This window comes from Burkholderia sp. MSMB2157WGS (assembly GCF_001532755.1).
In the GTDB taxonomy this organism is placed as follows: Bacteria; Pseudomonadota; Gammaproteobacteria; order Burkholderiales; family Burkholderiaceae; genus Burkholderia.
On record NZ_LPJG01000002.1, the window covers coordinates 72732 to 85949 of the forward strand.

12 protein-coding genes are annotated in these 13218 nt (G+C 67.4%); 6 read left to right on the forward strand and 6 right to left on the reverse strand.

Annotation, left to right across the window (positions count from 1 at the left end):
• Positions 1-96 precede the first annotated feature (96 nt).
• The 3 genes from mreD to WT53_RS00805 all read right to left on the reverse strand — a co-directional run bounded on the left by mreD (position 97) and on the right by WT53_RS00805 (position 2837).
• Positions 97-609: a rod shape-determining protein MreD gene (gene mreD / locus WT53_RS00795; protein ID WP_027785749.1), complete on the reverse strand. Its 513-nt coding sequence runs from the start codon at positions 607-609 to the stop codon at positions 97-99.
• Complete coding sequence (gene mreC / locus WT53_RS00800) at positions 606-1655, reverse strand: rod shape-determining protein MreC (protein WP_034208685.1); 1050 nt, start codon at positions 1653-1655, stop codon at positions 606-608. The genes mreD and mreC overlap by 4 nt, the downstream gene beginning before the upstream one ends.
• 138 nt (positions 1656-1793) lie before the next feature.
• The gene (locus WT53_RS00805) at positions 1794-2837 is read right to left on the reverse strand and encodes a rod shape-determining protein (protein ID WP_004189550.1); all 1044 of its coding nucleotides are present in this window, start codon (positions 2835-2837) and stop codon (positions 1794-1796) included.
• Positions 2838-3203: 366 nt separating this feature from the next.
• Here WT53_RS00805 and gatC point away from each other — a divergent pair, with 366 nt between their 5' ends.
• The 5 genes from gatC to WT53_RS00830 all read left to right on the forward strand — a co-directional run bounded on the left by gatC (position 3204) and on the right by WT53_RS00830 (position 8316).
• Positions 3204-3503: an Asp-tRNA(Asn)/Glu-tRNA(Gln) amidotransferase subunit GatC gene (gatC, locus tag WT53_RS00810; protein WP_006485929.1), complete on the forward strand. Its 300-nt coding sequence runs from the start codon at positions 3204-3206 to the stop codon at positions 3501-3503.
• 69 nt (positions 3504-3572) lie between these two features.
• Positions 3573-5063, forward strand: coding sequence for an Asp-tRNA(Asn)/Glu-tRNA(Gln) amidotransferase subunit GatA (gene gatA / locus WT53_RS00815; protein WP_034208684.1), 1491 nt, complete (start codon positions 3573-3575; stop codon positions 5061-5063).
• 4 nt (positions 5064-5067) lie between these two features.
• Positions 5068-6543, forward strand: coding sequence for an Asp-tRNA(Asn)/Glu-tRNA(Gln) amidotransferase subunit GatB (gene gatB / locus WT53_RS00820; protein ID WP_034208683.1), 1476 nt, complete (start codon positions 5068-5070; stop codon positions 6541-6543).
• A gap of 118 nt (positions 6544-6661) precedes the next feature.
• Entirely contained in the window at positions 6662-7501 is an 840-nt protein-coding gene (locus tag WT53_RS00825; RefSeq protein ID WP_034208682.1) for a polyphosphate kinase 2 family protein, read from the forward strand.
• 41 nt (positions 7502-7542) lie between these two features.
• The gene (locus WT53_RS00830; RefSeq protein ID WP_034208681.1) at positions 7543-8316 is read left to right on the forward strand and encodes an exodeoxyribonuclease III; all 774 of its coding nucleotides are present in this window, start codon (positions 7543-7545) and stop codon (positions 8314-8316) included.
• A 108-nt stretch (positions 8317-8424) separates the two neighbouring features.
• Here WT53_RS00830 and WT53_RS00835 read toward each other — a convergent pair whose 3' ends face one another.
• Positions 8425-9477, reverse strand: a complete 1053-nt coding sequence (locus WT53_RS00835; protein ID WP_034208680.1) for an NAD(P)-dependent alcohol dehydrogenase — start codon at positions 9475-9477, stop codon at positions 8425-8427.
• Positions 9478-9704: 227 nt separating this feature from the next.
• Between WT53_RS00835 and WT53_RS00840 the strand changes: the two genes are divergently transcribed.
• Positions 9705-10649 carry an AraC family transcriptional regulator gene (locus tag WT53_RS00840; RefSeq protein ID WP_034208785.1) on the forward strand — a complete coding sequence of 315 codons (945 nt, stop codon included), beginning with the start codon at positions 9705-9707 and terminating at the stop codon, positions 10647-10649.
• A gap of 22 nt (positions 10650-10671) precedes the next feature.
• Here WT53_RS00840 and WT53_RS00845 read toward each other — a convergent pair whose 3' ends face one another.
• Positions 10672-11724, reverse strand: coding sequence for a M48 family metallopeptidase (locus WT53_RS00845; protein ID WP_034208679.1), 1053 nt, complete (start codon positions 11722-11724; stop codon positions 10672-10674).
• Positions 11714-13135 (reverse strand): AmpG family muropeptide MFS transporter, encoded by a 1422-nt coding sequence (locus WT53_RS00850; RefSeq protein WP_034208678.1) that lies wholly within the window; start codon positions 13133-13135, stop codon positions 11714-11716. Before WT53_RS00850 ends, WT53_RS00845 begins: the two co-directional genes overlap by 11 nt.
• Between the last annotated feature and the right edge of the window lie 83 nt (positions 13136-13218).

The window sequence follows — 13218 nt, forward strand, 5'->3', positions numbered from 1 at the left end:
GGCAATCTGGCCCGTGCGCGGGCGCGGGCGAGGTGCCGCCCCGGGGCACGGCGCGCGGCGGGCGTGGGGGCGGCGGGTATTCAAGGTCGGTCCGGCTCAGATCGGGCGCGTATCGTCCGGGTCGACCGGGCGGCGTTGCGGCATCAGCAGCAGATGGCTCGCGATCGGCCACAGCGCGGCTTCGACGAAACCGTCGACCAGATAGCGCCAACCGGGGAACGCGGCGCCCATCAGCAGGCGGATCACGAACGGGACGAGCTGCGCGCCGACCAGCAGCGGCGTGACGTACAGCACCTGCACGCCGATCGGCATCCACAGCACGCGGCGGTGGATCGTGATCGCGCCGTACGACAGCAGCGTATAGGCGAGCGCGTGCTCGCCGAGCAGCCCCGCGTCATGCACGTCCATCAGGATGCCGAGCGCGAACGCGACGCCCATCCCGACCTTGCGCGGCTGGTGGATGTTCCAGAACAGCAGCACGAGCGCGACGAAGTCGGGCACGCCGGGCAGGCGGCCCCACGGCATCAGGTTCAGCAGGAACGCGGCGGCGAGGCTGAAGACGATGAAGTACGGATTGACCGGCTGCAGGATGTATTGCGGGCGGTTCATCGCTGGGCTCCCGATTGCCCGGCGGCGGGCTTGGCCGGCGCGGCGGGGGCGGCCGGCGCCGGCTTCGCGACGGCGGGCTGCGCCGCGGCGGCCGGTTTCGCGTTCGCGTCGGCCTTGTCGGCTTTCTCGGCCTTCGCGGCGGCTTTCGCGCCCTTCTTGCCCTTCGCGTTCTTGTCGGCGGCGGGATCGGGCTCGGCCGGGCGCGGCGGGATGTCGTTCCGGTAATGCAGCACGAGCATCTGGCGCGCGCCGCGCACGGCCGCGACCGGGGCGCAGGTCACGCGGGCGAACGCGGTATCGGCGAGCTTGTCGACGCGCACGACCTTCGCGACCGGCAGGCCGGGCGGATAGACGCCGTCGAGGCCGCTCGTGACGAGCTCGTCGCCGGCGACGAGATCCGCGCTCGTCGGCACGAAACGCAGGTCGAGCGAATCGCCCTTCGGCGTGCCGTAGATCACGCTGCGCAGGCCGGTGCGCAGCACCTGCACGGGAATCGCGAGATCGCGGTCGGTGACCAGCGTGACTTCGGATTGCAGCGGGAACACGCGCGTGACCTGGCCGACCACGCCGTCCTCGCTGACGACGGGCGAGCCGTCCTGGATGCCTTGCTGCGAGCCTTGCCCGACCACGATCTTCTGCGTGAACGGGTCGCTCGTGTCGTACTGGATCTCGACCGGCGTCGATTGCGTCGCGATGTGCTGGCGCAGCTCGAGCACCGCGCGCAGGTGCGCGTTTTCCTGCGCGAGCACGGCGGCCTGATTGGCCTGCGTGGACAGCTGCAGGTTGCGCTTGCGCAGGTCGTCGTTCTCGTGGCGCAGCGACGCGCCGGTGACGGCGATGTCGGCCGCGCCCATGAACAGGTCGCGCGGGACGAGCGCCGCGCGTTGCAGCGGATAGAGCACGGTGCCGAGCACGCCGCGGACGATTTCGAGCGTGCTGAAGCGCGCGTCCGACACGAGGAGCGCGATGGCGAGGGCGACGAAGAAGATGAGCCGCGCGAGCGCGGGCGGACCTTGCTTGAAGAGGGGCGGCGGACTGTATTCCATGGTCGGCGCCGGGCGCGTGTGATCGGTTAAATAATGCTCAGACGCGCAAACGGCGCGGCGGTTCGTTCTGAACGAGCGATCCGGCCACGCCGCGGGTGCGTCATATCAAACGGGACTGCTTAGGCGATCACTCGGCGATCACTCGTACGAGAAGATGCTGCCCAGCTTGTCCATGCGCTCGAGCGCCATGCCGGAGCCGCGCACGACGCAGGTCAGCGGATCTTCCGCGACGAGCACCGGCAGGCCGGTTTCTTCCGCGAGCAGGCGATCGAGGTCGCGCAGCAGCGCGCCGCCGCCCGTCAGCATCATCCCGCGTTCGGCGATGTCGGCGCCGAGTTCCGGCGGCGTCTGTTCGAGCGCGATCTTCACAGACGACACGATCTGGTTCAGCGGATCGGTCAGCGCTTCGAGGATTTCGTTGCTGGAGATCGTGAAGCTGCGCGGGATGCCTTCCGACAGGTTGCGGCCCTTCACTTCCATTTCCTTGACTTCGGAGCCCGGGAACGCGGAGCCGATTTCCTTCTTGATCGCCTCGGCGGTTTGCTCGCCGATCAGCATCCCGTAGTTGCGGCGAATGTAGTTGACGATCGCCTCGTCGAACTTGTCGCCGCCGACGCGCACCGAGCCCTTGTAGACGATGCCGCCGAGCGAGATCACGCCGACTTCGGTCGTGCCGCCGCCGATGTCGACGACCATCGAGCCGGTGGCTTCCGACACCGGCAGGCCCGCGCCGATCGCGGCCGCCATCGGCTCCTCGATCAGGTAGACCTGCGACGCGCCGGCGCCGTGCGCCGCTTCCTTGATCGCGCGGCGCTCGACCTGGGTCGAGCCGCACGGCACGCAGATGATGATGCGCGGCGACGGCGAGAACATGCGCGACTCGTGGGCCGTCTTGATGAACTGCTTGATCATCTGCTCGGTGACGGTGAAGTCGGCGATCACGCCGTCCTTCATCGGGCGGATCGCCTCGATGTTGCCCGGCACCTTGCCGAGCATCTGCTTGGCTTCCTTGCCGACCGCCTGGATCGTTTTCTTGCCGTTGGGGCCGCCTTCCTGGCGGATCGACACGACGGACGGCTCATCGAGCACGATGCCCTTGCCGCGCATGTAGATCAGGGTGTTTGCGGTGCCGAGGTCGATCGCGAGATCGTTGGAGAAGTAGCTGCGCAAAAAACCGAACATTCAGAATCCTGTTTCGCTCTGGGCCGGCCCTGCATAGCGAGCGCTGAGGGCGGCAGCGGAAAAAATAACAGCCTCGGGAAGCGTGGCGGAAGCGGCCGCCGCGGCGCACGAAGCTGCGAGTGATGTCTACCGGGGATCGCACGAAGCACGCACGGCTTGCCGAAGGGGGCGAAACGGTGCGGGAAAAGGCTGCCGGGTTTGGGTCGAACGCGTAATGATACCTTATAATTTCTCGGTATTTGAATCGAAACGGGCGGTATTTTTGCCGCTTCGGCCCCGATTTTTGAGGGTGGGATCGCACCCTCCAACCCCCCGCCGCAGTGCTGCTTTCGACGCACTGCGCAGCCTTGTTTTTCCGGTGATCGCATGGCCCTGACCCTGACCGATGTGAAACGCATCGCGCACTTGGCGCGACTCGAAATGGCCGACGCCGACGCCGAGCACATGCTCGGCCAGCTCAATGAATTCTTCGGCCTCGTCGAGCAGATGCAGGCGGTCGACACCGCCGGCATCGCGCCGCTCGCCCACCCGATCGAACAGATCCAGGAAGTCGCGCAGCGCCTGCGCGACGACGCCGTGACGGAAGTCGTCGATCGCGACGACAACCAGCGTCCGGCGCCGGCCGTCCAGGACGGCCTCTATCTCGTGCCGAAGGTGATCGAGTAAGCGTTCGATGACAAGCGCGCCGGCCGCTCGGCGCCGCGCGCCACCCAGAATTCCCAGGAAAACCACTCAATGCACGCAAAAAGCCTGACCGAACTGCGCGCCGCGCTCGCCGCCAAGGAATGCTCGGCCGTCGAGCTCGCGCAGCACTATCTGAAACGGATCGACGCCGCGCGCGACCTGAACGCGTTCATTCAAGTCGACGCCGACCTCACCCTCGCGCAGGCGAAAGCCGCCGACGCCGAACTCGCGCGCGGCGCGGGCGGCGCGTTGACCGGCCTGCCGATCGCGCACAAGGACGTCTTCGTCACGCGCGGCTGGCGTTCGACCGCCGGCTCGAAGATGCTCGCGAATTACGAGAGCCCGTTCGACGCGACCGTCGTCGCCCGCCTGCAGGCGGCCGGCATGGTCACGCTCGGCAAGACCAACATGGACGAGTTCGCGATGGGCTCGTCGAACGAGAATTCCGCGTTCGGTGCGGTGAAGAACCCGTGGGACACGAACGCGGTGCCGGGCGGCAGCTCGGGCGGCAGCTCGGCCGCCGTCGCCGCGCGCCTCGCGCCGGCCGCGACCGGCACCGATACCGGCGGCTCGATCCGCCAGCCCGCGTCGTTCGCGGGCGTGACCGGCATCAAGCCGACCTACGGCCGCGTGTCGCGCTACGGGATGATCGCGTTCGCGTCGTCGCTCGACCAGGGCGGCCCGATGGCGCAGAGCGCGTCCGACTGTGCGCTGCTGCTGAACGCGATGGCCGGCTTCGACGAGCGCGACTCGACGAGCCTCGAGCGCGACGACGAGGACTTCACGCGCCACCTCGGCCAGCCGTGGGCGCCTGGCAACGACGCGGGCAAGCCGCTCGCCGGCCTGCGCATCGGCCTGCCGAACGAGTATTTCGGCGCCGGCCTCGCCGACGACGTGCGCGCGGCGATCGACGCGGCGCTCAAGCAATACGAAGCGCTCGGCGCGACGCTCGTGCCGGTGTCGCTGCCGAAGACGGAACTGTCGATCCCCGTGTACTACGTGATCGCGCCGGCCGAGGCGTCGTCGAACCTGTCGCGTTTCGACGGCGTGCGCTTCGGCCATCGCGCCGCGCAGTACGGCGACCTGCTCGACATGTACAAGAAGTCGCGCGCCGAAGGCTTCGGGCCTGAAGTGAAGCGCCGGATCCTGGTCGGCACCTACGTGCTGTCGCACGGCTATTACGACGCGTACTACCTGCAGGCGCAGAAGATCCGCCGCATCATCGCGAACGATTTCCAGGAAGCGTTCAAGTCCTGCGACGTGATCATGGGCCCGGCGTCGCCGACGGTCGCATGGGATCTCGGTGCGAAGGGCGACGATCCGGTGGCGATGTATCTCGCCGATATCTACACGCTGTCGGTGAGCCTCGCCGGTCTGCCCGGCATGAGCGTGCCGTGCGGCTTCGGCGCCGGCGCGAACGCGAAGCGCCCGGTCGGTCTGCAGATCATCGGCAACTATTTCAACGAAGCCCGGATGCTGCAGGTCGCCGACGCGTTCCAGCGCGCGACCGACTGGCACAAGCAAGTACCGGCAGGGGTGTAAGCATATGGCTACTCAGTGGGAAGTCGTTATCGGTCTCGAGACGCACGCGCAGTTGTCGACCGTCTCGAAGATTTTCTCGGGCGCGTCGACGCAGTTCGGCGCCGAGCCGAACACGCAGGCGTGCCCGGTCGACCTGGCGCTGCCGGGCGTGCTGCCGGTGCTGAACCGCGGCGCGGTCGAGCGGGCGATCCGCTTCGGCCTCGCGATCGGCTCGACCATCGCGCCGCGCAGCATCTTCGCGCGCAAGAATTATTTCTACCCCGATCTGCCGAAGGGCTATCAGATCAGCCAGTACGAGATTCCGGTCGTGCAGGGCGGCTCGATCACGATCCAGGTGCCGGCCAACGAGAAGGCCGGCAAGCCCGCGTACGAGAAGACGGTCAACCTGACCCGTGCGCACCTCGAGGAAGACGCAGGCAAGTCGCTGCATGAAGACTTCGCCGGGATGACCGGGATCGACCTGAACCGCGCCGGCACGCCGCTGCTCGAGATCGTCACCGAGCCGGAAATGCGCAGCGCGGCCGAGGCCGTCGCGTACGCGAAGGCGCTGCACGGGCTCGTCGTGTGGCTCGGCATCTGCGACGGCAACATGCAGGAAGGCTCGTTCCGCTGCGACGCGAACGTGTCGGTGCGCCCGGTCGGCCAGGAGAAGTTCGGCACGCGCGCGGAAATCAAGAACCTGAACTCGTTCCGGTTCCTCGAGGAAGCGATCAACTACGAAGTGCGTCGCCAGATCGAGCTGATCGAGGACGGCGGCGAAGTCGTGCAGGAAACGCGCCTGTACGATCCGGACAAGCGCGAGACGCGTTCGATGCGCAGCAAGGAAGACGCGCACGATTACCGCTACTTCCCGGATCCCGACCTGATGCCGCTCGTGATCGGCCAGGACTGGATCGAGCGCGTGCAGTCCGGCATGCCCGAGCTGCCGGCCGCGATGCAACGGCGCTTCGTCGACGAGTACGGCGTGTCCGCGTACGACGCGGGCGTGCTGACGTCGAGCAAGGCGATGGCCGCGTACTTCGAAGCGGTGGTCGCGAAGGCCGGCGCGGCGAACGCGAAGATCGCCGCGAACTGGCTGATGGGCGACGTGTCGTCGCAACTGAACCGCGACGGCATCGAGATCGACGCGATTCCGGTGTCGGCCGCGCAGCTCGCGCTGTTGCTGCAGCGCATCGCCGACGGCACGATCTCGAACAAGATCGCGAAGGAAATCTTCGCGACGATCTGGGACGAGAAGGCGACCGACGACGGCGCGGCCGATCGCATCATCGACGCGAAGGGGCTCAAGCAGATCTCCGACGCCGGCGCGCTGGAAGCGATCATCGACGAAGTGCTCGCGGCGAACGCGAAGTCGGTCGAGGAATTCCGCGCGGGCAAGGAAAAGGCGTTCAACGCGCTGATCGGCCAGGCGATGAAGGCGACGAAGGGCAAGGCGAACCCGCAGCAGGTCAACGAACTGCTGAAGAAGAAGCTCGGCTGAGCATGCGCGCGCGCCTGAACCGCGCTTGACGACGGGCCGCTCCGAACCAGTTCGGGGCGGCCCGTTGCGTTTGGTGGATGCGTTATCGTATGCATCGCACCGTCCAACGGAGGAACGAATGGCGAAACAACCGTCGCTCGACGATTTTCGCGTGCCCTACAGCACGCGCGAGAAGGAAGCCGCCGCATTCAAGCTCGACGCGTTCGACCCGGCCGCGAAGCCGTTTTCGTCCGGCTCGAAGGAAGCCGATCGCGAACGGCTGTCGGTCGTGTCGACCGAGCTCGACGTCCAGCAGGAGCGCCTGCACACGCAGCAGAAGAAGCGCGTGCTGCTCGTGCTGCAGGGGATGGACACGAGCGGCAAGGACGGCACCGTGCGCGCGGTGTTTCGCGAGGTCGATCCGCTCGGCCTGCGCATCGTGCCGTTCAAGGCGCCAACGCCGATCGAGGCCGCGCACGACTTCCTGTGGCGCGTGCATGCGCAGGTGCCGGCGGCGGGCGAACTCGCGATCTTCAACCGCAGCCACTACGAAGACGTGCTGGTGCCGCGCGTGCTCGGCGCGATCGGCGACAAGGAGTGCGAGCGCCGCTACCGGCAGATCCGCGATTTCGAGACGATGCTGTTCGAGAACGGTACGACCATCGTCAAGTGCTTCCTGCACATCTCGAAGGACGAGCAGCGCGCGCGGTTGCAGGCGCGCATCGACGACCCGACCAAGCACTGGAAATTCGACATCTCCGATCTCGACGCGCGCAAGCACTGGGACGCTTACCAGTCCGCGTACCGCGACGCGCTCGCCGCGACGTCGGCCGAGCACGCGCCGTGGTACGTGATCCCGGCGAATTCGAAGACGCACCGCAACGTGATGATCGCCGAGCTGCTGCTGCGCACGATGACCGACATGAAGCTGGAATTCCCGCCGCCGAAGCCCGAGCTCGAAGGCGTGAAGATCCGTTAAGCTGCCACCCTGTAAAAACATCGAACTGAACGGAACCCGACATGATGCGAGTGATTACCGCCAACCTGAACGGCATCCGCTCCGCCGCGAAGAAGGGCTTCTTCGACTGGCTCGGCGAGCAGAACGCCGATTGCGTGTGCGTGCAGGAAATCAAGGTATCGGCCGACGACCTGCCGGCCGAATTCGTCGAGCCGCACGGCTTCAAGAGCTATTTCCACCACGCCGAGAAGAAGGGGTACAGCGGCGCGGGCGTGTACAGCCGCCGCGAGCCCGATGACGTGATCATCGGCTTCGGCAGCAGCGAGTTCGATCCCGAAGGGCGCTACGTCGAGGCGCGCTACGGCAAGCTGTCGATCGTGTCGGTGTACGTGCCGTCCGGATCGAGCGGCGAAGAGCGCCAGCAGGCGAAGTACCGCTTCATGGCCGAATTCATGCCGCACCTCGCCGCGCTGAAGAAGAAGCGCGAGGTGATCCTGTGCGGCGACGTGAACATCGTCCACAAGGAAATCGACATCAAGAACTGGAAGAGCAACCAGAAGAACTCGGGCTGCTTGCCGGAAGAGCGCGAGTGGCTCACGAAGCTGTTCGACGACGTCGGCTACGTCGACGTGTTCCGCACGCTCGACCCGCGTCCCGAGCAGTACACGTGGTGGAGCAACCGCGGCCAGGCGTACGCGAAGAACGTCGGGTGGCGGATCGATTACCAGATCGCGACCCCGGGTGTGGCCGGTACCGCGAAAAGCACGTCGATCTTCAAGGACATCAAGTTCAGCGATCATGCGCCGCTGACGGTCGACTACGACTACCAGAAGTGATGGCCGGCGCTGCGCCGCGCGCGCAGCCGCCGGGCGAGTGATCCCGGTCGCCGGATGAAAGACGGGCCGCCTGTTCCGACAGGCGGCCCGTTTCGCTTGGGGCGGCGCTTACTGCTTCAACGACGCCATGTCGATCACGAACCGGTACTTCACGTCGCTCTTCAGCATCCGCTCGTAGGCCGTGTTGATCTGCTGCATCGGAATCGTCTCGATGTCGGACGTGATCCCGTGTTCCGCGCAGAAGTCGAGCATTTCCTGCGTTTCCGCGATGCCGCCGATCAGCGAGCCCGCGAGGCGGCGCCGCTTGAAGATCAGGTTGAACACCTGCGGCGACGGGTGGTCATGCTCCGGCGCGCCGACCAGCGTCATCGTGCCGTCGCGCTTCAGCAGGTGCAGGAACGGATTCAGGTCGTGCTGCGCAGCGACCGTGTTCAGGATGAAGTCGAAGCTGTTCAGATGCGCGTTCATCTGCGCCTCGTCCTTCGAGATCACCACTTCATGCGCGCCGAGCCGCTTGCCGTCCTCGATCTTCGACGGCGACGTCGTGAACAGCACGACGTGCGCGCCCATCGCGCGCGCCAGCTTCACGCCCATGTGGCCGAGGCCGCCGAGACCGACGATCCCGACCTTCTTGCCGGGGCCGACGTTCCACTGCCGCAGCGGCGAATAGGTCGTGATCCCCGCGCACAGCAGCGGCGCGGCGCCGGCCGGGTCGAGCGTGTCCGGCACGCGCAGCACGAAAGCCTCGTCGACGACGAGCTGCGTCGAATAGCCGCCGTACGTGATGTCGCCGGTGACGCGATCCTGGCCGTTGTAGGTGCCGACGAAGCCGTTCTCGCAATACTGTTCGAGACCTTCCGCGCAGCTCGCGCACGTGCGGCACGAATCGACGAGGCAGCCGACGCCGACCAGCTCGCCGACCTTGAAACGCGACACTTGCGGGCCGGTCGCGGTCACGCGGCCGACGATTTCATGGCCCGGCACGACCGGATAGATCGTGTTGCGCCATTCATTGCGCGCCTGATGAAGATCCGAGTGGCAGACGCCGCAATAGAGGACGTCTATCTGGACGTCGAGGTCGCGCAGCGCGCGACGCTGGAATTCGAACGGGGCGAGCGGCGACTGCGAATCCGTCGCCGCGTAGGCATAGGTTGTGCTCATGCGGTGGGCTCCTTGTCCGGAAAAGATCCGGCGAAACAGACTGCCGTCGCATCGTGTGGCGATGCGGCGAGACAGGTGCCTATCGTAAGGAGCGCACCGCCGCGGTGAAATACCCGAAGGTCTGGAAGATTTGCCTATTCCTCTCGAATTGCCCGCGAACAGCCGTCAAAATGCGTTCGCGGTGCTACATTGCGAGCCAGATTCTCTTGCACGACAGGACGACGCCGATGAGCTTCCAGCCCCTTTTCGACGACTCGGGCGACCGTGTGCGGCGCCGCATGATCGAGCTGCATTCGCGTCTCGCGCCGAATGAAGGCGATACGCTGGCGGCGCTCGACGGCGTGCGCTTCATTCGCGTGAGCCGTCCGGTGCCGCGCATGCCGGTGCTGTACGAACCGAGCATCGTCGTCGTGTGCCAGGGCCGCAAGCTCGGTTATCTCGGCGATCGCTCGTTCGTCTACGACGCGCAGCAGTATCTGGTGCTGTCGGTGCCGCTGCCGTTCGAGTGCGAAACCTTCGCGACCATGGACGAGCCGTTTCTCGCGATCTCGATCCGCGTCGATCTCGCGGTGATCGCCGAACTCGCGATCCTGCTCGACGAGACGCTCGGCGCCGCGGTCAGCGAGCCGCACGGCGTCTATTCGACGCCGCTCGATGCGCCGCTCGCCGACGCGGTGGTGCGCCTGCTCGAAACACTCGCGTCGCCGCACGACACGCGCGTGCTCGGGCCCGCGATCATGCGCGAGATCGCGTACCGCGTGCTGACCGGCGCGCAGGGCGACGCGATTCGTGCGGCGCTCGTCCAGCAGCATCATTTCGGCCGCGTCGCGAAGGCGCTGCGCCGCATTCATGCGGACCTGAAGGCCGATCTCGACGTCGAGACGCTCGCGCGCGAGGCCGGGATGAGCGTCGCGGTGTTCCACGCGCAGTTCAAGCACGTGACGGCGACGTCGCCGATGCAGTACGTGAAGGCCGCGCGGCTGCACCAGGCGCGGCTGATGATGGTGCAGGACGGGGTGGGCGCCGGCGCGGCGGCCGCGCGGGTCGGCTATGCGAGCGCGTCGCAGTTCAGCCGCGAGTTCAAGCGGCTGTTCGGCCGCAGCCCCGGAGACGAAGTGCGCTGGATGCGCGACAGCGGCGTGCGCCCGGCGATGGCCGACGTGGACGCGTAGCGTTCGCCGTTTCGCCGGCGGCTCAGCGCCGCACGATCTTGCGCCGCTGTGCGCTGATGCCCGCGTAGTCGGGCAGCGATTCGACGCGTTTGCCCGTCGCCTTCGCGTACAGCGGCATCAGGTCCGGCAGCCGATTCAGCAGATCCTGGCGGCGCGCGCTGCTGTACGGGTGCGTGTAGATGAAGCCCGACGCCTTGTTCGCGCGCGTCGCGACCGCGAGCTTGTCCCACAGCGTGATCGCCGCGCGCGGATCGAAGCCCGCGCGTGCGGCGATGTCGCCGCCGATCACGTCGGCCTCGGTCTCGTCGGTCGGATCGTAGTGGAGCGACTGCAGGCGCTCGCCGAGGTTCAGCGCCTGCGGCAGCGGATCGCCGACGCCGAACAGCGGCGGCAGCGCGGCCGCGCGCAGCGACGTCTGCGAGGTCATGCTGAAATTGCTGCGCGCGTGTTCGCGCAGCGCATGTGCGATGCCGTGCGCGAGCAGCACGCCGAGCTCGTCGTCGTTCAGGCGCACGCGCTCGAGCATGCCGCCGTACACGAGCACCTTGCCGCCCGGCAGGCAGGTCAGGCGGATGTCGCGCGAGCGAATCGCGTTGACGTCCCACGCCCAGCTTTTCACGCGGTCGTTCCACTTCACCGAATACGGCGCGAGCTTCGCGACGATCGCGCGCAGCCGCTTCACGCGCGGCTGGTTCGCGGGCAGCAGGCGATTGCTGTCGGCGGCCGTCTGCACGATCTGCGCGTATTCGTTCGCGGTGAGTTGTTCGAGCAGCGGTGACGGGATCAGCGTGCGGAACGCGATCGCGTTGCCGTAGCGGACCTGCTGCGGCGTCGGCGTATAGGCTTTCGCCGGCACCGCGGCGCCGGTCGGCTGCGCGCCTTCCGCGGCGGACGGCGCAACGGGCGCGGCGGACGTGGCCGGGGCGGGCGGCGTCGCCTGCGCTGCGGCCGGCGCGGAACCCGCTGCCGTCGCGCCGGTGTCGGTCGCGTGCGCGAGCGTCGCGGCGAGTGCCGCGGCGCCGACGCTCAGCGAAGCCGCCGCGTGTGCGAGGCGATGCAGGCGGTTACCGCGCACGGCTGGCCTCGCCGTTGCGTGCGGTACCGTTCCACGGCGCGATCCTGAACAGCAGCAGCATGCCGGGAATCGCAAGCGCGGTACACACGATGAAGTAGTCGTACCAGCCGATCTTCGCGACGACGAAGCCGCTCGCGGCCGATGCGAGCGTGCGCGGCACCGACGCGAGGCTCGTGAACAGCGCGAACTGCGTGGCCGTATAGCGCGGGTCGGTCGTGCTCGCGATGTACGCGACGAACGCGGCCATCGTCAGGCCGGTCGTGAAGGTTTCGAAGCCGTAGACGAGCGCGAGCGCGACCGTCATCGGGCTGAATTGCGGCGCGACGGCGATGCCGAACACCGACAGCGCGGCCGCGATCGCGTGGCTCGTCGACATCGTGAAGTCGTACAGCACCGCGAGCACCGGCGAGCCGGGGCCGAGCTGCGCGAGCCACGCGAAGCCGAGTGTCGACACCATCTGCAGCGCGCCGAAGATCCACAGCCCGCGGCCGATGCCGATCCTCACGAGCCAGATGCCGCCGATGATGCCGCCGGCGACGCTCGCGACGAGCGCGGTGGTCTTCGCGACGATGCCGATCTCGGTGCGCGTGAAGCCGATGTCGAGGAAGAACGACGTCGACAGCGTGGTGGCCATCGTGTCGCCGATCTTGAACAGGAAGATGAACGCGATGACGAGCAGCGCGCCGGCCCAGCCGTCGCGCTGGATGAATTCGCGGAACGGCAGCACGATCGCATCGCGCAGGTTGCGCGGCGGCGCGCCGACCACTTCCGGCTCGCGCACGACGAGCGTCATCAGGATGCCCGGCAGCATGAACGCGCCGGTGATCGCGAACACGGCGTCCCACGGCAGGTGGTCCGACAGGATCAGCGCCAGCGAGCCGGGGATCAGCGCGGCGAGCTTGTATGCGTTCACGTGCACCGCGTTGCCGAGGCCCTGCTCGGTGTCGCGCAGCAGCTCGCGGCGATACGCGTCGATCACGATGTCGGCGCTTGCGCCGAAGAACGCGACGAGCGTCGTGAGCGCCGCGACCGTCCAGATCGAGTCGCGCGGCGACACGAAGCCGAGCGCGGCGATCGCGCCCGCGACCAGCAACTGCGTGAGCAGCAGCCAGCCGCGCCGACGGCCCGGCCGCCAGCCGGGCAGGTGCGGGACGTAGCGGTCCATCAGCGGCGCCCACAGGAACTTCCACGTATACGGGAACTGGATCAGCGCGAACAGGCCGATTTCCTTCAGGTTCACGCCCTCGGAGCGCAGCCATGCCTGCACGAGGTAGACGAGCGTGAACAGGGGCAGCCCCGACGTGAAGCCCAGGAACACGCAGATCAGCATGTGCGTGTTCAGATAGGCGCGCCAGCCGGGGTGATCCTCGTGAGCGGTGAGTGCGGGCGCCTCGTGTGGCGTTTTCGACATGGAATGGAACTGGGTAGCGTTGACTGATGGCGGCGGCAGCGCAGGCGGCGCGGACGGCGCAGGAGGGGCGGCCGCGCACGCGG